Source organism: Rummeliibacillus sp. NPDC094406, assembly GCF_044763875.1.
In the GTDB taxonomy this organism is placed as follows: domain Bacteria; phylum Bacillota; class Bacilli; order Bacillales_A; family Planococcaceae; genus Rummeliibacillus.
In genome coordinates this window covers 796,337-814,557 of sequence record NZ_JBIWGZ010000001.1, presented here as the reverse complement: position 1 = coordinate 814,557, position 18,221 = coordinate 796,337, and the positions used below count along the sequence as shown (strand labels likewise).

Annotated in this window: 18 protein-coding genes, 1 pseudogene, 2 riboswitches and 1 other annotated feature; of the genes and pseudogenes, 14 read left to right on the top strand and 5 right to left on the bottom strand. The window is 34.4% G+C overall.

Annotated elements, in window-relative coordinates; genetic code table 11:
* Positions 1–89 precede the first annotated feature (89 nt).
* The 3 genes from ACIQ4I_RS03895 to ACIQ4I_RS03885 all read left to right on the top strand — a co-directional run bounded on the left by ACIQ4I_RS03895 (position 90) and on the right by ACIQ4I_RS03885 (position 2,570).
* Positions 90–1,127, top strand: a complete 1,038-nt coding sequence (locus tag ACIQ4I_RS03895; RefSeq protein ID WP_403092922.1) for a serine hydrolase domain-containing protein — start codon at positions 90–92, stop codon at positions 1,125–1,127.
* Between the two features lie 34 nt (positions 1,128–1,161).
* The gene (locus tag ACIQ4I_RS03890) at positions 1,162–1,575 is read left to right on the top strand and encodes a GNAT family N-acetyltransferase (RefSeq protein ID WP_403092919.1); all 414 of its coding nucleotides are present in this window, start codon (positions 1,162–1,164) and stop codon (positions 1,573–1,575) included.
* Between the two features lie 362 nt (positions 1,576–1,937).
* Positions 1,938–2,570, top strand: a complete 633-nt coding sequence (locus ACIQ4I_RS03885) for an HAD hydrolase-like protein (protein ID WP_403092917.1) — start codon at positions 1,938–1,940, stop codon at positions 2,568–2,570.
* A gap of 167 nt (positions 2,571–2,737) precedes the next feature.
* Here the strand turns inward: ACIQ4I_RS03885 and ACIQ4I_RS03880 are convergent, their stop codons facing one another.
* The 3 genes from ACIQ4I_RS03880 to ACIQ4I_RS03870 are packed head-to-tail and all read right to left on the bottom strand — an operon-like array spanning position 2,738 to position 4,078.
* Positions 2,738–3,265 carry a permease gene (locus tag ACIQ4I_RS03880; RefSeq protein ID WP_403092915.1) on the bottom strand — a complete coding sequence of 176 codons (528 nt, stop codon included), beginning with the start codon at positions 3,263–3,265 and terminating at the stop codon, positions 2,738–2,740.
* Complete coding sequence (locus ACIQ4I_RS03875; RefSeq protein WP_403092912.1) at positions 3,262–3,744, bottom strand: hypothetical protein; 483 nt, start codon at positions 3,742–3,744, stop codon at positions 3,262–3,264. The genes ACIQ4I_RS03880 and ACIQ4I_RS03875 overlap by 4 nt, the downstream gene beginning before the upstream one ends.
* A complete protein-coding gene (locus tag ACIQ4I_RS03870; protein WP_403092909.1) occupies positions 3,737–4,078 on the bottom strand; it encodes a PadR family transcriptional regulator in 342 nt (113 codons plus the stop codon). Before ACIQ4I_RS03870 ends, ACIQ4I_RS03875 begins: the two co-directional genes overlap by 8 nt.
* 364 nt (positions 4,079–4,442) lie before the next feature.
* Here ACIQ4I_RS03870 and ACIQ4I_RS03865 point away from each other — a divergent pair, with 364 nt between their 5' ends.
* Positions 4,443–5,351 carry an alpha/beta fold hydrolase gene (locus tag ACIQ4I_RS03865; protein ID WP_403092907.1) on the top strand — a complete coding sequence of 303 codons (909 nt, stop codon included), beginning with the start codon at positions 4,443–4,445 and terminating at the stop codon, positions 5,349–5,351.
* A 171-nt stretch (positions 5,352–5,522) separates the two neighbouring features.
* On the opposite strand, the pseudogene ACIQ4I_RS03860 reads toward ACIQ4I_RS03865, so the two are convergent.
* Both ACIQ4I_RS03860 and ACIQ4I_RS03855 read right to left on the bottom strand, forming a co-directional pair.
* Positions 5,523–5,720, bottom strand: a pseudogene (locus ACIQ4I_RS03860) (helix-turn-helix domain-containing protein); the annotation flags it as partial.
* Between the two features lie 13 nt (positions 5,721–5,733).
* Complete coding sequence (locus tag ACIQ4I_RS03855) at positions 5,734–6,225, bottom strand: DUF2975 domain-containing protein (protein ID WP_403092904.1); 492 nt, start codon at positions 6,223–6,225, stop codon at positions 5,734–5,736.
* 427 nt (positions 6,226–6,652) lie between these two features.
* Between ACIQ4I_RS03855 and ACIQ4I_RS03850 the strand changes: the two genes are divergently transcribed.
* From ACIQ4I_RS03850 to ACIQ4I_RS03805, 10 genes are all read left to right on the top strand, one after another.
* Positions 6,653–7,537, top strand: a complete 885-nt coding sequence (locus ACIQ4I_RS03850; RefSeq protein WP_403092902.1) for a LysR family transcriptional regulator — start codon at positions 6,653–6,655, stop codon at positions 7,535–7,537.
* 102 nt (positions 7,538–7,639) lie between these two features.
* Positions 7,640–8,035 (top strand): CidA/LrgA family protein, encoded by a 396-nt coding sequence (locus ACIQ4I_RS03845; RefSeq protein WP_403092899.1) that lies wholly within the window; start codon positions 7,640–7,642, stop codon positions 8,033–8,035.
* On the top strand, positions 8,011–8,703 hold the full coding sequence (locus ACIQ4I_RS03840) for an LrgB family protein (RefSeq protein WP_403092896.1): 693 nt from the start codon (positions 8,011–8,013) through the stop codon (positions 8,701–8,703). Before ACIQ4I_RS03845 ends, ACIQ4I_RS03840 begins: the two co-directional genes overlap by 25 nt.
* Before the next feature lie 185 nt (positions 8,704–8,888).
* A complete protein-coding gene (locus ACIQ4I_RS03835) occupies positions 8,889–9,332 on the top strand; it encodes a carboxymuconolactone decarboxylase family protein (RefSeq protein WP_403092893.1) in 444 nt (147 codons plus the stop codon).
* Between the two features lie 168 nt (positions 9,333–9,500).
* Positions 9,501–9,752 (top strand) — a binding site (T-box leader).
* Between the two features lie 88 nt (positions 9,753–9,840).
* Positions 9,841–11,223, top strand: coding sequence for an amino acid permease (locus tag ACIQ4I_RS03830; RefSeq protein ID WP_403092890.1), 1,383 nt, complete (start codon positions 9,841–9,843; stop codon positions 11,221–11,223).
* Between the two features lie 620 nt (positions 11,224–11,843).
* Positions 11,844–11,945: riboswitch (purine riboswitch) on the top strand.
* Between the two features lie 239 nt (positions 11,946–12,184).
* Positions 12,185–13,117, top strand: coding sequence for a nucleoside hydrolase (locus ACIQ4I_RS03825; protein WP_403092887.1), 933 nt, complete (start codon positions 12,185–12,187; stop codon positions 13,115–13,117).
* Positions 13,118–13,710: 593 nt separating this feature from the next.
* A complete protein-coding gene (locus ACIQ4I_RS03820; RefSeq protein WP_403092884.1) occupies positions 13,711–13,932 on the top strand; it encodes a hypothetical protein in 222 nt (73 codons plus the stop codon).
* Positions 13,933–14,158: 226 nt separating this feature from the next.
* A riboswitch (purine riboswitch) is annotated at positions 14,159–14,257 on the top strand.
* Between the two features lie 64 nt (positions 14,258–14,321).
* Positions 14,322–15,314, top strand: coding sequence for an adenosine deaminase (gene add / locus ACIQ4I_RS03815; protein WP_403092882.1), 993 nt, complete (start codon positions 14,322–14,324; stop codon positions 15,312–15,314).
* Positions 15,315–16,246: 932 nt separating this feature from the next.
* Complete coding sequence (locus tag ACIQ4I_RS03810) at positions 16,247–17,425, top strand: MGDG synthase family glycosyltransferase (RefSeq protein ID WP_403092880.1); 1,179 nt, start codon at positions 16,247–16,249, stop codon at positions 17,423–17,425.
* 21 nt (positions 17,426–17,446) lie between these two features.
* A complete protein-coding gene (locus ACIQ4I_RS03805; protein ID WP_403092879.1) occupies positions 17,447–18,136 on the top strand; it encodes a polysaccharide deacetylase family protein in 690 nt (229 codons plus the stop codon).
* The last annotated feature ends 85 nt before the right edge of the window (positions 18,137–18,221 follow it).

Here is an 18,221-nt window from a genome sequence, read left to right as displayed (position 1 = left end):
ATAAAAATTAAATTTATCATCCAAATATATACAAAAGAACATATATTCGTGTTATAGTTTTATTAAAGTTACTAAATTAGGGGGAACATATGAAATTAAAAAATATAAACATGCTAGAGCGTATGAAGCATTATAATGTACCAGGTTTAAGTATTACCTTAATTGATAATGGTGAAATCAGTGTTACAGAAAATTACGGTTTGCTAGAGGTAGGCAGCGATAAAAAAGTTAACAGAGATTCTATTTTCAGTGCATGTTCAATCAGCAAATTCCTAACAGGAATGCTCGTTATGAAGTTAACAGATCAAGGTCTTCTTGATTTAGATGAGGATGTAAACAAAAGACTCGTATCGTGGAAAGTTCCTGATAGTGATTTAATAAAAAATAAAAGAGTTACATTACGAAACTTGCTTAGTCATCAATCTGGAATTATAGATCCAGAATATAGTTTTGCTGAACTTAATTCGACTATAGGGATTCCTTCAATGGTTGAACTATTAGAGGGGAAAACCACTTATTGTAAAGAACCGATTGATGTGAAGTATAATCCTGAGAATGAATTCCACTATTCAGATGCTGGTTTTTGTATTATCCAGCAACTAATAGAAGATGTGTTAGAAAAACCTTATCAGCAAATAATGAACGAACTAATATTTAAACCTTTAAAAATGGAAAAAAGCACATTCTGCACGGAAATATCAGTAACGAATAGAGAAGAATTTTCTTGTGGTCATAACAAGAACGGTGAATTAGTAGATGGAGGATATCCAATGTACCCTTACCCAGCAGCTTCTGGACTATGGACAACTACTTCAGAACTTGCCCAATTGGTCCTTGAATTAATGAATGCTTTAAAAGGGGAAAGTAAGGTCGGAATTTCTGTAAGTATAGCAAAAGAAATGATAACCCCACAGTTAGGAAAGAACGGGATCGGGCTAGGCGTATTTTTAAGTGGTTCAGAAAAAGAACCTGAAATTACATCACTTGGTTGGGGAGTAGGTTTTCAATGTATGATGGTGGCGTTTCCGTATATAGAGAAAGGTGCTGTCATCATGACGAATGCAGAATTGGGTGTTCATCAAATGGAAGGGATTATAGGAGAAATATATAATTCTCTTATGTCATAAGAAAAGATATTTTTTTGCTAGGGGAGTGAGATAGTTGCAGATAGCATTAGCTGAAATAACCCATACACCTCAAGTCTTGTCTTTCTTCAAACATAATTTAGATCGTAATAACAATGGGATTTATTCTGAAGAGTTTTTATGCCCTCTCGGAATTGAAGCAGCTATAAGAAGAAAACAAATGATAGTAGCAATAGTCGAAGGTCAAGTAGTAGGAGCTTTTCGATTTTACAAAAAAAAATCATCAAATACCATCTCGCTATATCAATTTGCTATAAGCGAGATTTATCGTCGGCAGGGGTTGTTAAAAAAGATGTTAAAGATTATAAATGACTTACCAATCCTTGCGTTATGCCCGATTGAATCAGAATTCAATGAATACTACTACAAGTCAGGTTGGCAACTTCAAGAACAAAATTCACAGTTTAATAAATGGGTTATTAAATGCTAATTCAATGTTAATTCAATAATAAGTACTTTACTATTTTAACTTCTATTTGACATGAAAATGAACATTGTCTATATAGCGGAAGATGGCGACTCCTGCGGGAAAGCGAGACAGGTGAGACCCCGCAGGTAGCGAAGCGAACGAGGAGGCTCAACGCTCGCCCGCGGAAAGCGCCATCTGGAGCGGCATACTAGGTAAATACTAGAAATGGGATATTCTCAGAATTATTGAATGAATAGTTTAGAAATTATTCTTGCTTATGAAATTGACTCATTCGGATAAGAAAGAAATTCAGTATCTATATTCTGAATTTTCGAAACCGAAGCTAAATCTAAAACTCAACTTGAAAGAAAGGTGGAATTGATATGAAACAAGCATTAATCTTTGATATGGATGGTACATTATTTCAAACAAATCTAATTTTAGAACCAGCATTAATTGCAACTTTTGATGTATTAAGAAAAAATAATCTATGGGATGAGGATACACCAATCGATACATATCGAGAAATTATTGGTGTACCATTACCAGTAGTTTGGAAAACATTATGTCCAAGTCATACACTTTTGATTCGAGAAAAGAGTAACGAGATTTTTCAAGAGAAATTAATAGAACTCATAAAAGCTAAAAAAGGATCGCTCTATCCAAATGCAGAATTTGTACTCGAAAGACTAAGTATTGACAATTCATTATACATAGCAAGTAATGGACAAGAAGCGTATCTACAGGCAATTGTTGATACGTACGATTTGAATCGATTCATCAAAAAAGTTTATAGCATTCAATCTATTTCTTCAGGACAAAAATCAGATTTAGTTAAGAAAGTAATGAATGAAAATTATATAACTGGAGGCGCAGTAATAGGAGATCGATTATCCGATATCATGGCTGCAAAGGATAATAAGTTAACTGCAATCGGTGTCAATTTTGACTTTGCGCAGGCTGAGGAACTAAAACAAGCTGATAAAGTAATTGATCATTTAATCGAATTGTTATGAAAGTTAAAAGGCGGAACATTAAGAAAGAATAATTTTACACTTGAATAATTAAAGAGAGGGTGCAGTGCAAACTGCATCTTCTAATCTTTTGCTGCACGCAATAGTCCGTTGTAGGTGCAGCTATAAATAATCTGGGATTGAGTGGTTAAAGATTTATCGATCTAAATCTAAATTTGTTTCGTTATATCATACTTTAACAGTTGTCGTTGATCATAAAACTTCTCATAAATAATACCCATTACATAGAAAAATAATAGACCAAAACAAATGTGAATGAGTGTAAATTTAGCTCCAAATGAAGCAAATTCATACACCATAACCGGTAATTTTGCTGTTGTCCAAACTCCTAGAAAAAATACAATGTTTCGTATGCTCGCTCCTTTTTTAAATAATAGTGCCGCAATTGGAAAAGCAACATAGAGGGGACCAGCTGCAATTCCTCCTAATAATAGGGAGAACAAGATGCCGTAGATGCCAGATTTTTCCCCCATATATTTCATTAATGTTTCTTTCTTCACCCACTGATCAAGTAACCCTACGAATATTAAGACAGGAGGAAGTAGAAACAGCATATCTAAAATACTTTTTCCTGTTAATTGAAATGCGTTCCATCCCAACGATTGGTTTATAAAAGTCAAAATAATGAGTCCCAATAGTAAAATGAAAAAGAAACGATATCTTCTTAATTCATTCATACCATCACCACCCAAATAATATACGAGAATATGAGAGACATTAACAATGCAGATGCATTACGAGAATAAGCAAAACTTCGACCAAATATTTTTTGTTCCATCGGTAGAGTTGTGATTCCTACTGACATAAATGTAGACATTAATGCCGCAACTTGAGGGAGGCCCGCACCATTTTGGACTAATGTATTTCCAAGAGGAAACACAACAAAGCTTGGAATGAGCGCAACAGAGCCAATGATTGCTGAATAAACGATACCGATGAATCCAGATTTTTCTCCAATGATGGAAGAAATGAAGGAAGGCGTTAATATAGATAGTGATAGTCCAACGAAAAGCATAATTGATAGCATGGAAGGTATAAGATTACGAAACATGTTCCATGACTTTAATAGAGCATCTTTTGTTTTATTTCGATCTTTTATAAAAGAAAAACTGATAAGAATAATAGCTATAGAGTAAAGGATAGCACCATTAATCATGATCAGACTCTTTCCATTGTTGGTATTTATTTAAGAAAAATGATAAATTTTTAATTTTTTCTTCAATATCCATTTGAAAATCTTCTAATTGTCTTTTTCCAACTGTAGTAATTTTGTACATCTTTATCGGTTTATCTTGATCAGATGTATCCAAATAAGACTCAACAGCACCTTCTTTCTCTAATTTTTTTAGTGTGCGATATATGATGGCACTATCAATCGGATTGATGGGAAGCTCTTCTTCACATTTCTGCAGGAGTTTCCCTCCATAGCTATCTCCTTCTGTTAAAAACAGCAGAATAAATGCACCTGTATGTCTCCCTGTATGTTTCATGAAATATATAACCTCCTAATTTAAATGTAAAATTTTTTGGCAACACCTTACTGTTAATAACAGTATACTGTTATCGACAGTAAAATGTCACTATCAGTATACCTTTTTTTAAAAATTTTTTGTTCAAACAATCTTCAGCAAAACCAGCTAATAGAAGGTTAATCGTTATTCAATTAAAGGGCGTGTTTCTTATTTAGAAAAGCGTCTTTCTTTATGAATAGGGCTATTTAATGGAGGAAGAATCTCAGCAAAATTGAATACTTATTATAATGATAGTTTGATGTTTGTGAAGGATTGTACTTAAACTATAGGGCAGATTAGCTAAAAAAGAATACCTAATATTAATTCATATTTGAACAAAGAGGTGAGTAAAATTAGACGATTTTTAACAATAAATCAAAATAAGATTGAGATATTTCAAAAAGGGAAAAATGGGACACCAATAATTATCCTTACAGGAATGGATTGTTCATTCGATGAATGGTACGAAGTGACAGAGTCATTAAGTAAATCAAATAGAGTAATAATGTTTCATAGACCAGGTCAAGGTGCAAGTGAAATTCGTAATGAAGTCCGTAATACCCAGACAGTCGTAAATGAAGTAAGTGAGTTGATGCAATCACTTAAATTATCAGAACCCGTAGTATTAGTTGGTCATTCCTATAGTGGGTTATGTGTACAGCATTTTGTGAAAGAGCATCCTAAAAAGGTTGCTGGAATAGTATTAGTAGATTCAACTTCTGTTGATTTAAAGATTTTAGATGATTTGGATTTACCTGTTTTAAATGAAGGGTCAACCGATGAAATTTGGATGGAAAAATGTCATTCTTATTCTCAAATGACAAGGGAAGAATTAAGAGAAGTTATTAACCCTACTCTAACAGAAAAACAAAAGCTACTCCCAAATGATATTCAACAACGCTTAATAAGTTTCCAGATAAATCCTTCTTTATACAAAGCAATGCATTCTGAAATTAGCAACTGGAAGAGGGACGGAGATATGATAAAAAATTTGGTAGAATACCCGGATATACCTTTAATTGTTATTGGCCGAGATAAAGAGTATAACATTAGGTTAGGTACTAAGGAGGGTATACCAGAGTGGGAGTTAAGATTATTTGAAGAAAAGTGGCAAGAACTTATTATGAATCAAGTTAATCTTACTTCAAATAGTAAATTTATAATCGCACAAGGAGCAAGTCATTCAATACATATTGATAGACCCGATATAATAGTCCAATCAATTAACAAAATTAATTCTTTATTTAACTAACGGGTGCTTTACTAAAAGATCATTGAGTTGCATTTGCAGCTCTTATTTCTTCATTGAACAGACCGGACAGGTTAGTTGAAGAGTGTTGTTTAACTTGTATTCAACAATCGGGCCATATTGTGGAATAGTTGAAAACTGACATATAACATTTGTTTTTGTATATGTCAGTTTTTCTTCATATTCAAGTATATCACCAGGATGACAATTTAATGTTTGGCAGATTTTTTCTATTGTGGCAAAGCGAATACCACGCGCTTTACCTGTTTTTAGTATTGATATGTTAACTTGGGTAATTCCAATTTTTTCTGCTAACGTATTTGAAGAAATTTTCCTTTCTAACATTACTCGATCTAGATTAATTTTTATCATTAGGAGCTTCCACCTAAATCACGTTGTTAGAATCGTCTTGTAAAGATACGCCGTATTTAAAAACCACATAAAGCGTATACACGATGGATAACAAAAGAATGTTTCCTATTAAACTTGGCCAAGAATCTGGAAAAACATCACTGACATTGTACGCATGTATTTGCGCAAATAACAGCTTACTAATGAAGTTCAAAACGGTAAAACTAGTGATCGAGATTAAGATTAGTTTTAGGTATTTAAGATTTCGAGAAACAAAGAAATGTTGTTTGTAAATATTACCAATTATCTTATGTAGAGCGTACGTAATGATAAACAAACAAGCAATGATTGCTAGTGCGAGTAAGAAAGAAACTAAAAACCATACTGTTAGGTTTGTGTTTGAATTTAAATCTGCATACTGTAGCAATTGTTTTTTGGCTCCGTTTGGTACTAACAATAAAGCACCAGACGCAAATAATAGAATTAATCCAGCAAACGCACATAAAACTTGAGCAATTAGCGACATAATCGATAAAAATTTTAGAACGGTCTTGGTAAAAAGATTAATTGGAAATCCACTCCTTTTTTTACATATTACTCTAAAACAATAAAGTGTTATCGTCAAACAATAATTTTTTTTCAAGGAGATTGATTCCTGACGTATAGCTTTAAAATTTAGTTTGAGCAAAACAATTCAAAATTTTGGTGGTGTTCAAAAAATACTCCATATAATAACCAATATGCTAACATTAGGTTATTAGGAATGTGAATTAGGTTATTGAATAAGAGGGAGCGTACGGATTACATGCGTGCAACTCTTGTGGCTCAGTCCCTTTGATATACTTTTCCACAATGTTCCAAATTATGTATAAACGAACAAGATAAAATAAAAATATGAAACCTTTAAGTAATGGTGGGTAGGAATTATTATTATAGTATTAGGGAGTTTTAAAATGGATATTCAACATCTTAAATATTTTGTAGAAGTAGCCAAACAAAAGAATTTTACAAAGGCATCTGAGAGCCTGCATGTATCTCAGCCTTCCATCAGCAAGATGATAAAAAGTTTGGAAGTGGAGCTTCAAGTACCGCTGCTAGATCGTTCGGAGAGAAAAGTGGAGATGACAGATACGGGGAAGATTGTTTATGATCAAGCATTGAAAGTTTTGCAGATGATAGAAGATATCCATTCTTCTGTAAACGAAGTTGTTCATGTAAAAAAGGGAACCATCAAAATGGGATTAATGCCGACTTTGGGAGTAATGTTATTTCCGAACGTTCTTGCTGGTTTTAAAAAGGGTTATCCGCAAATTGATATGCAAATGGTCGAATTTAGCGGGAAGCAACTAGAACGAAAGGTAGTACAAGGGGAAGTAGATGTGGGTATTACCGTATTACCAGTTGACTCTGAAGTGTTTGGATACATCCCCTTATTAAAAGAAGAACTAGTTGCTATTGTTGACAGGGAGCATTGGCTGTCGGAAAGAAAGTCAGTATTTTTATCCGATTTAAAGGAAGAAGCCTTTATTCTTTTTACCGAGGAATATGTTCTGCATGATGTGGTAATGGTGGCCTGTTTGCAATCGGGATTTGAACCTAATTTAGTCTACAAAAGTTCCTTTTGGGATATTGTTGGAGAGATGGTAGCGGCACAATTTGGGATATCTATCGTTCCTAAGTCGGTAGCAAACCGATTTAAGAATCAGGTTTCTATTGTTCCTTTCACTTCACCTCAGGTTGATTGGGAATTGGCATTGATTTATAAAAAGAATAAGTATCTTTCCTATGCAGTTCGGGAGTTCATTAATTATATTCAGGAAGGAAAACGCCAACTATAACTTCATGGAATAGTTTTGATGGTTTTTATATATTATACGAATCATAATTCTCCAAGTAGAATGATCTATATTAAATATTGTTCTATTTCGGAGGTGTTGCTCTTGAAAAAGAGCTTAATGATTATATTGCAAATTGGGGTTATTATTGCATTTACCTGGATTGGTAAAAGCACTGTCTCTTTTCTTCATGTACCTATTCCAGGAAGTATTGTCGGGATGATTTTATTATTCTTCGCTCTTCATGCAGGCTTGATAAAATTAAATTGGGTGCAAGCTGGGGCTACGCTTCTTATTTCCGAGATGTTGTTATTTTTCATACCGGCCGTCGTTGGATTTATGCAATATTCATGGCTATTCAGCATCAAAGGCCTAGGTATATTATTCATTATTGTTAGTGGAACAGCACTTATGATGATAGCAACAGGTGTCATCTCCAAAAGGATGTTAGAAAGAAAAGGCGGTGAATCTAGGAGATGGTTTCCAAGATTTTTTATGTAATTATCACTGTCCTTTTTTATCTTTTTGCGAAAAAAGTCAGTCGGAAGAAGCCAGGATTGTTATTTTCACCAATTATTCTCACTCCTGTTATGCTCATTATTCTCCTTTTGATCATGCATATACCATACAAAGAATATGCAAATGGCACTTTACCACTAAATGAATTGTTAGATGTAGTAACCGTTGCATTTGCCCTTCCATTGTATCAAAACTGGTCGTTTCTGGTGAAAAATTGGCGTGTGATTGTATGTAGTCTTGTCGCCGGTTCCCTCGTTGCTGTAGTTTATGGTATTTTATGTACTTACTTGCTTTCAATGGGAAAGGATTATATGCTCAGTATTATTCCTCGCATTGTCACCATTCCAATTGCTGTCAGTTTGTCTGAATCAATTGGAGGGACTCCTGCTATAACCGTTCTTTTTAGTATGTTGACATGTTTTGTAGGCGTCTTCATAGGCCCATCTATAATAAAGTACTTTTCCATTAAGCATCCATTGTCAATCGGCATGGTGTATGGTTTGGGTGCTCAGGCACTTGGGACCGCAAAAGCGTTTAAAATCGGGGAAAAAGAGGGAACAACCTCCAGTGTATCCTTCATTCTAACTGCCATCCTTACAGTTATCTGGGCATTAATCCTAACACCTTTTATCCATACTTTGAACGTGTAGGGAAATGGGTGCCCCCCCCTGTATTAATATTATGTGTTATTGCATTAAATGGCGCTTTTTTGAAATAAGGAAAGCGTCTTTCTTCACGAAAAGGACCGATTGTAGGGCAATTTCTTTATAAAAATGGTACAGATGTTCTTGTATAGGTATAATAATCTTATACTAAATCAAAGGGGTCTTGCTTTATGAACCAAAGAGTTTCTTACTATGAAATTGTACCTGATGGTATGAAAATTATGATGGATATGGAAAAATACATGAAAATGACAGCGATCGAACGAAAACTTCGGGAGCTTATTAAAATTCGTGTTTCTCAAATTAACGGCTGTGCATATTGTTTAAATATGCATTCAGCAGATGCTCGAAAAATGGGTGAAACAGAACAAAGAATATACTGTATTAGTGCCTGGCAAGAGTGTGAATTCTATACAGAAGCAGAAAAAATAGCTTTAGAGTTGGCAGAGCATGTGACATTAATCCCGACAAAACGTGTTCCAGAAGAGCTTTATCAACGAGTACGTGAACACTATGATGAGAAACAGTATGTTGACCTTGTTCTAATAATTAATCAAATTAACAGTTGGAATAGAATTTCTATTGCAATGGGCAATACAGCCACTGAAAAATAATTACTCTAAATCGCATTTTTAATATTCCGTAATCGGGCGCTATCCTTGAAAAAGGATTGAAGTAGAAAATTTTATATTGACAAACTTAAATTTAGGGATAAAATAATAAATAATTAATATTTGCATAACGAAGATTTGTTAAAAACATTTCGAGATATAAGTATAAGAACAAATGCTATGATAAGAAATAGTAGCAATCATGTAAACAGACAGAAAGTTACCGGCTGATGAGAGGTGCATGTTGAAAGATTGTGAATTCATCTTGGAGCAGTGTACTGAAAAGGAATCCTTAGTAGGCTACACCGGCTTAGCACCCGTAATCATGTGCTAAAGTATCGTCAGATGACCGTACTTACAAAGATAAGCAATGTGAGTTGCTTATGAATTAAAGGTGGTAACACGAGTTGAATCGTCCTTTTGGTTAATCCAAAAGGGCGTTTTTTTTATTTTTTATTTTGTTTCTTATAGAACTTGCGATATTAGTAATAATTTTTAGGAGGAATAATGATTGAGTAAGGATAATCAAAAAAAGAGTCTTCAACGCGGGTTAAACAATAGGCATATTCAGTTAATTGCCCTTGGGGGTTCAATTGGAGTTGGATTGTTCTACGGCTCAAGTGCAACCATTCAAATGGCAGGTCCATCCATTTTACTCTCATATTTAGTTGGAGGCTTAGTCATTTTTACCATTATGAGAGCACTTGGGGAAATGGCTGTGGATGAACCAGTTTCAGGTTCATTTAGTTCATATGCACATCGATATTTAGGGGAGTTTGCAGGTTATTTAACTGGTTGGACTTATTGGTTTATGTGGGTTGTCGTTGGGATGTCAGAAATAACGGTAGTAGGCGTTTATGTAAATTACTGGTTTCCTGATATTCCAAATTGGCTGATAGCACTGGCTGTAATTATCGTATTTACAATGGTAAACCTTGCTAATGTAAAAGCATTCGGAGAGTTTGAATTCTGGTTTGCGCTGATTAAAGTTGTAGCCATTATCGGAATGATTCTCCTTGGATTAGGAATTATCTTCCTGGGAATTGGGAACGGAGGACAGCCAATTGGTTTTGACAATCTTTGGGCTCATGGAGGATTCATGCCGAATGGAATCAACGGTATTATTATGTCATTGGTCCTCGTGATGTTTTCTTTTGGCGGGGTAGAACTAGTTGGAATTACTGCAGGGGAAGCAAAAAATCCTCAACATTCAATTCCGTCAGCCATCAACAATGTTATCTGGAGGATATTAATTTTTTATATTGGTGCATTAGGAGTCATGATGATTTTATATCCTTGGAATCAGATAGGCACGAATGGTAGTCCGTTTGTGTTAATTTTTGATAAAGTTGGCATTCCTGGTGCTGCGGATGTAATTAACTTCGTTGTCATAACAGCAGCATTATCTGCTTTTAATAGTGGGTTATTCGCTTCGGGAAGAATGCTATATAATTTATCACTGCAAAATAACGGTCCGAAATATTTCGGAAAGCTTAGCAAGAATGGAAGTCCGATACGTGGAATCTTGTTCTCTTCATTGTTTTTATTAGTCGCAGTATTCTTGAATTATATTGTCCCAGAAAAAGTGTTTCTGTATATTTCTTCTGTTGCCACGGTTGCGGTTATTACCAGCTGGACGATTATCCTGATTACACAATTAAAGTTCAGAAAATTAAAAACCAAAAAGGATATAGAAAAATTAGTATTTAAAATGCCGTTATATCCAGTTTCAAGCTATTTAGCATTAGCATTTTTAGCGTTTGTCGTTGTCTTAATGGGATTTATTGAGGACATGCGAATAGCATTAATTGTAGCACCTATATGGTTTTTGATTCTATATATTGGATATAAAATTAAAAAAAGAGATTTTACAAAGAGTTCCATTGAAAAATAAGATTGTTGAATTTAAAAATTGATAACATTGTTTGTAAAGAAATTTACTTAAATAAACGAATACGTTAGTTCATCAAGAATTAAATGATTTTATGGCTAAGATCATATTATTCGATTAAAGGGCGCTATCCTTGAAAAAATAAGGATAAGCGCTTATTTTCATTTAAGGGCTAGATTGTTGAGAAGACAGGAAGAGTAAGGATACTCAAAAAGATTGTTTGTTAAGCAATTACATGGTAACGGTTTGCAAGAGTTGATGAACTATGTGTTGTTTAGACAACTCATTTTTTATTGAAGAATTGAGCAGGGGTTTCTTTTTTTCTAAATGATTAGAGTAGAAATTCACTTTCTGAAATATTAATGAATGTCCACCATGGTTCGGATCATGGGTTAAATCAAAATCTTCACGACGGACCAGATCCTGACAATTTCGATATTAAATTGAGCTGAATATAGAAGTTGAGGGATTTGAGTCAGCCCTCACATTGCAAAAGAATGAAAGCAGTAAAGGGATAATAACGTTGTAAATGCGTTTAAAATGCGAATGATATAATAAAAATCGATAAAAATGTTCGTGATTTAATTGACGAAACCATAAATTACTATTATTATTTTAAATGTTAATTAAAGTTAGAATAATGTCGTCAAGTATTGGGGATATTGCCCAATAGTTTCTACCATGCCACCGTAAAGGGCTTGACTAAGTGGTAACTGTTAAATGGAAGAAGCGATCAATTCTTCCTTTTATATATACACATGCCCTAGTCAATGTTTCAGTAGCTATCGGAGCATTTTTATATTTTAAGATGTCTATAAACTATCATGAGAGGTGGTACGTCAGGCATTTTTGGTGGCATTAGTGTGGAGCAAAGTACGACGTTATTCGAGTGTTCCAACAAGAAAATAGTTGGGTGAATCCCAAGCAATTTATAAAAATTCACCATGAAGGGATCGAAAAAATAATGAAAAAGAAAATTTACTTTAATCATGATGGCGGAGTTGATGATCTTGTTTCGCTATTTTTATTACTAAAAATGGACACTGTTGAACTCACAGGTGTTTCAGTCATTCCAGCAGATTGTTATTTAGAACCGGCAATGTTTGCGAGCCGAAAAATTATTGATCGCTTTGGAAACGGCAGCCTTGAAGTAGCTGAGTCAAATTCACGCGCAAAAAACCCTTTTCCAAAAGATTGGCGAATGCACGCTTTTTATGTAGAAGCACTACCAATTTTAAATGAATCTGGAATAGTTGTAACACCGGTGGCGGACAAACCTGCACATCATCATTTGATAGAAACGATTCGTGCAACTGAAGAAAAAACAACTTTATTATTTACAGGGCCTCTTACCGATCTTGCCCGTGCTTTAGATGAAGATCCTGAAATCGAAGAGAAAATTGAACGACTTGTTTGGATGGGTGGTACATTCCGTGAAGCAGGAAATGTGCACGAGCCTGAACATGATGGAACAGCGGAATGGAATGTATTTTGGGACCCTGAAGCAGCCGCTCGTGTATGGGATACCAGCATCGAAATTGATTTAGTGGCGCTTGAAAGTACAAACCAAGTACCGCTAACTTTAGATGTACGTGAGCGTTGGGCTAAAGAACGCAAATACCTGGGTGTTGATTTTCTTGGACAATGTTATGCGATGGTACCACCACTTGTTCACTTTTCAACGAACTCAACATACTATTTGTGGGATGTGTTAACAACCGCATTTGTTGGCAATCGTGATCTTGTGAAAGTACAAACCATTAACAGCATTGTACACACAGACGGTCCAAGCCAAGGCCGTACAGTTGAAACCGCTGATGGACGACCTGTGAATGTCGTTTATGATGTGAATCGCGATGCGTTCTTTGATTATATAACTGAATTAGCAAAAAAGTAATAGAGGGCACTTCTTATTGTTAAACAAAAACGAGTTTTCAAAAAAGTTGTGATGAATTTTAATAAAAGTGTTCACAAATTAAACGGCACTACACATCCAGATTGCTGGGATGCTTATTTAGACAGGAGATTCTCCTGTCTTTTTTTATACACAGCGGACAAAATGAAAGTTCTGTTAGGATATTCTGCAATCGGCCGCTATCTTTGAAAAAGGAACCGCGCTTGCTTTTTTCCCAACAACCAATCCTGTAGATTTAGCGCAATCGTTAAAGAAAATATCCAACATTCCCAATGTAGCGAAGATATATGGTGGGCATAATACACTAGGTCTTGATGCAAGTCTTTTACAAGAAGTGAAAATTGGAGTTAAAGATCTTAAAGAAAAAGATCTGCTAAGATTCGGAACTGGAATTCATAAATTCAAAGGATTTAGTGTGCAACTAGCGGGTGCTTTAGAGCTGTTCAGACAGTTCTTTCTTTATTTAGCTAAAGGGACAGGTTAATGGAATAAGCAGGTATTTTCAGAAGGTTGTGGAAGTATATAAGATATGATTGGCATTTAAGTAACGGACTAAATTTTAAGGAGTTGAAAGTGTGATAAAGAAATACAGTCTATTTTATATATTTAGTATTGTAATCGTGTTATTTATAATGAATGGAATACTTAAATGGTTAAATATCCCAACATATGACCAATTACTTGAAATGATACTAGGGAAGCCGAATACTTTAAATGGAGTTATAGCAATAACAATTTCAGGCGTATTAATTTATTTTATCATTAAAGGCGTACCTAAACTAAAAAAGTCTATATAAGAAGTGGTGTTGCTTTAAAAAGAAGGCAGCTCCTTTTTTCTTTTTGTACTATAGGGGCGATTGTTCAATTAGAGCAATCGCTTCTTGTGCTAACGAAGCAGATTTGTTGAAAAAGGTAAATGAAATTTTTTTGTAGAACATGCTTTTAGGATAAACAAAATGATTTATCGCTGTTAGGGACCATATTGACAACCCGAAATTTTTTTATTATTATATTAAAAACGTTAATGAATTCAATATAATTTTTCGTATAACCCCAATAATATGGTTTGGGGGTCTCTACCAGGAACCTAAATTCCTGATTACGAAGAAAGTACAAAATTTGTATTTTCTTTGTAGTCAGGAATTTTTTTCTGGTTTTTTTGTAAAAATTTTTCAGGAGGTCAAAAATGAACTTTTTAACATTACCCAAAATTGAACTTCATTGTCATTTGGATGGAAGCCTTAGGGCTGAAACTATTATCGATATTGCACAGAAGGAAGGTATTCAGTTACCCTCTTTTGATAAAGATGAACTGCAAAAGGAGCTGATTGCTCCGTTAGAATGTGAATCCCTTGATGAGTATTTAAAGAGATTTTCTCTTCCTAGTTTGGTCATGCAGTCTAAGGAGAACTTAAGAAGAATTACTTTTGAGCTATTTGAGGATGCAACAAGGGAAAATGTGAAATATTTAGAAGTCAGATTTGCCCCGTTACTTCACACATTACAAGGCCTTGGTGTTGAAGAAGTTATTCAATCTGTTATAGAGGGGATGAGGGACGCTGAAAGCTGTTACGAAATAAAGGGAAATATAATCCTGTCTTGCATGAGAACGATGTCTGTAGAAAGCGCATTTGACGTGGTTGAAAAGGGGAAAAAGTTTCTTGGAAAAGGTGTAGTGGCAATTGACCTATGTGCATCCGAGGAAGAAGGCTTTTGTGAAAAATTCGTAGATCCAATCGCTTTAGCCAAAGAATATGGCTACAGAGTCACTATTCATGCAGGTGAAACGGGAATTGGTAAGAACGTTCTAGAGGCTGTTGAACTGCTGGGTGCTGAAAGAATAGGACACGGAGTATTTATTAAAGATTGTGCCGAGGCTTATAAGATTGTGAAAGAAAGACAGGTAGTGCTTGAAATGTGTCCAACAAGTAATGTCCAAACGAAAGCTGTTCATGATTATTCTGAACATCCGATTTATAAGTTTCATAAAGATGGAATAAAAGTGACATTTAATACGGATAACAGAACAGTATCAGATACTACAATGGCAAAAGAAATCCATTTAGTTAACGATGAATTTAATCTAAGCGAAGAAGACTATCGCCAAATTTATTTAAATAGTGTAGAAGCATCCTTTGCGGACCAAGAAACTAAAGAATGGTGCTTGGCACAATTTTAAAGAAAATTAGACTTAGCAACAATAACAGTCCCCGAACTCGAACATATTTTTTAGCTACCATAAAACTAATCTTTTGTAATGTTAGATTGGGAAGAAATGTACTTAAAGTAACGAGAGCTTTTGCAAAATAACTAAGGAATTATTTTACAGCTTTCTTGTTTTTCAATCTTCCGTAATCGGGTGCTATTTTTTGAATGAAAATTAGATTTTTAAACGACATTGTTATATTTTTAAGTACAGTGAAGTATCTTATATTGAATATAAAACAAGCATAACCCCGTCCTAAATTTAGAACGGGGTTATGCTTGTTTTAGGTTACTATTACTTGTACCTTCTTGCTCATATTTATCACTTCTGTAGCTGTTCTTTTGATCGAATTGAAAGGAAAAATAATGTTCAACTTGTTTTCACGACTAAAGTTTCGGCTGATAAACTAAATTCATCGATTCAGAGGTGAACCAAATGAAATTTAAAACGTTATTATTTGTTGTTCTTTAATTTTTATTGCCACTACCTTTCGAATTTATGACAGATTCAAAAATGCTACAAGCCTTTGGAGGCATTGGCATCGTTGCTCTTGATATTTTCACCGAAACAACAACTTAAATTCATTTTTTTGAAATATAAATTATTTAAGTTTTTCGATTATGATATTGCGAAAAAGGTACATCATATAAATATGATTGCCGTTTAAGAGCTCTTTGTCATCTTATTTCTGGATAAAATAAAAAAAATAAAAATAATAGTCTTTATTTCATGTTATGTTCGACGTTTTTTTATGAAAATGGGAATTCAGAAATTACGGCAAAACAGTAAGGATGACATGGTTGATGAAGTGGAATAGGCTGATACCATCTCACCCTTTACTTTTCCAACAGTGAAAAAGTAAGCATAAAAGCTATTAAATAGAAATCATTAGGAGATGAAATAGTATGTATGAAAAACAACAGAAAAGCGTTTTGATTCTATCTGCAAATGCCTATGGGGATGGACATAAACAAGTCGCTAATGCAATAAATGAAGCGGTTCATCTTGAGATACCGAATATCAACCCAATCATAGTGGATATTATGCAGTTAACTCATCCACATACGAACACATTAAGTAGCTACTTTTACAAAAGTAGTGTAAAAAAATTCCCTGCAATGTATGGTTATTTATATAGAAAAACCCGATTGAGAAGCGCATTTTCAGAAACAATAGGTGCCATCTTGTCTTTTGGTATGCGGTCATTGCAAAAGATCATTGAAACAACTCAGCCAGTAGTTATTGTCAGTACATACCCATTTGCTGCGAGCATTGTTTCTAAATTAAAAGAACATGGTCTAATTGACATCCCAGCAATCACCATAATTACAGATTATACGAATCATTCATTTTGGCTCTATCCATATACTGATGAGTATATCGTAGCATCGAAGCAAATTCGTCAACAGTTAGTGGAACTTGGAGTTGAGGAATATAAAATAAAAGATACAGGAATTCCTATTCGGAAAAGTTTTGATGAACATCAATCAAGGGAAGCACTCTCATTAAAATACGGATTAGACCTACAAAAATTTACGTTATTGGTGATGGGCGGAGGAGATGGATTTATTGGTAAGGGAATAGAAGATTTCCTTGCGATGTCCAATAATATGCAAATCATTATTGTGTGTGGACGAAACGATAAATTGAAAAAACGATTAACTGCTAAGTTTGAGTCAAAAAGTGATGAAATTATCGTCATGGGTTTTTGTGAAAAAATGCAAGAAGTGATGGCTATTTCGGATTTAATGATTAGTAAACCGGGCGGTGTAACAGTATCAGAAGCGATGGTCATGGAACTCCCTCTCCTTATTTATAAACCATTACCTGGCCAAGAGGAAGATAATACTCAATACTTACTGAATTCTGGACTAGCCTTTTTTGCGGAAAATGAACAAGACCTATTTAGTCAAATTAATCAAATTATCTCAAATCCAAACGAATTAATGAGCATCAAAGAAAAATATAAAAGTGGCCATTCTAAATCTTCTACAATGGGAGTGATAGATGTCATTAAACGTGAAATGAATCAAAGTAAAGATATGCAAATTTATAGTCCATATAATTGTTTCAAATATAGTTAAAGTAAGAATGGAGGAAGTAAAATGATCAGTCGAATATTGAGGATCTTCCTTACTGTTGTATTAATGTATACTGTATTGCCATACATTTTGACCTCTGTATTAGGTTTAGGGGTGACAAAACAACGAAAAAAAAGCGGGAAAATAGCCATTACTTTTGATGATGGTCCCAATCCAATATATACACCATTGGTATTAGATGTTTTAAAGAAGTACGATGTACAGGCAACGTTTTTTGTACATGGCTCTAAAGCTGCAATGCATCCGGAACTATTATTAAGAATGCAACGAGAAGGACATCTTATAGGCATACATAATTATGTACACCGTGCCAATTGGTTAATGAGCCCTTGGGGAGTGAAAAAACAATTAGACCAGAGTTCTAAGATTATTGAAGGGATAACTGGCACAAAACCAATCTACTATCGTCCGCCATGGGGGCTAGTTAATCTCTTTTATCCAACTCTTTTAAAAGACTATAAAATCATTTTATGGTCCGTAATGGCAAGGGATTGGAAAAGTGTTGGTGGTAGTGAAAGAATAAAAAACGAACTTCTCACCAAAATAAAAAAAGGTGATATCATCCTATTGCATGACAATGGTGAGACAATTGGTGCAGATTTAGATGCCCCACAAAATACCATTAAAGCTTTAGATGAGGTTCTTCATGAATTGGTTCCAAAAGGCTATCAGTTTTGTAGAGTAGATGAATAATTGCAAATTCCATGTGATTTTGAAATGGGCGACTGTATCTAATGGTCATCGATATCATGTGTTGCCACATACACTAAAAGCTATT

Coding starts and splice junctions, on each gene's coding strand:
- ACIQ4I_RS03895 (WP_403092922.1), top strand. CDS start 90: ATGAAATTAAAAAATATAAACATGCTAGAGCGTATGAAGCATTATAAT.
- ACIQ4I_RS03885 (WP_403092917.1), top strand. CDS start 1,938: ATGAAACAAGCATTAATCTTTGATATGGATGGTACATTATTTCAAACA.
- ACIQ4I_RS03880 (WP_403092915.1), bottom strand. CDS start 3,265: ATGAATGAATTAAGAAGATATCGTTTCTTTTTCATTTTACTATTGGGA.
- ACIQ4I_RS03875 (WP_403092912.1), bottom strand. CDS start 3,744: ATGATTAATGGTGCTATCCTTTACTCTATAGCTATTATTCTTATCAGT.
- ACIQ4I_RS03870 (WP_403092909.1), bottom strand. CDS start 4,078: ATGAAACATACAGGGAGACATACAGGTGCATTTATTCTGCTGTTTTTA.
- ACIQ4I_RS03855 (WP_403092904.1), bottom strand. CDS start 6,225: ATGTCGCTAATTGCTCAAGTTTTATGTGCGTTTGCTGGATTAATTCTA.
- ACIQ4I_RS03850 (WP_403092902.1), top strand. CDS start 6,653: ATGGATATTCAACATCTTAAATATTTTGTAGAAGTAGCCAAACAAAAG.
- ACIQ4I_RS03840 (WP_403092896.1), top strand. CDS start 8,011: ATGGTTTCCAAGATTTTTTATGTAATTATCACTGTCCTTTTTTATCTT.
- ACIQ4I_RS03835 (WP_403092893.1), top strand. CDS start 8,889: ATGAACCAAAGAGTTTCTTACTATGAAATTGTACCTGATGGTATGAAA.
- ACIQ4I_RS03825 (WP_403092887.1), top strand. CDS start 12,185: ATGAAAAAGAAAATTTACTTTAATCATGATGGCGGAGTTGATGATCTT.
- add (WP_403092882.1), top strand. CDS start 14,322: ATGAACTTTTTAACATTACCCAAAATTGAACTTCATTGTCATTTGGAT.
- ACIQ4I_RS03810 (WP_403092880.1), top strand. CDS start 16,247: ATGTATGAAAAACAACAGAAAAGCGTTTTGATTCTATCTGCAAATGCC.
- ACIQ4I_RS03805 (WP_403092879.1), top strand. CDS start 17,447: ATGATCAGTCGAATATTGAGGATCTTCCTTACTGTTGTATTAATGTAT.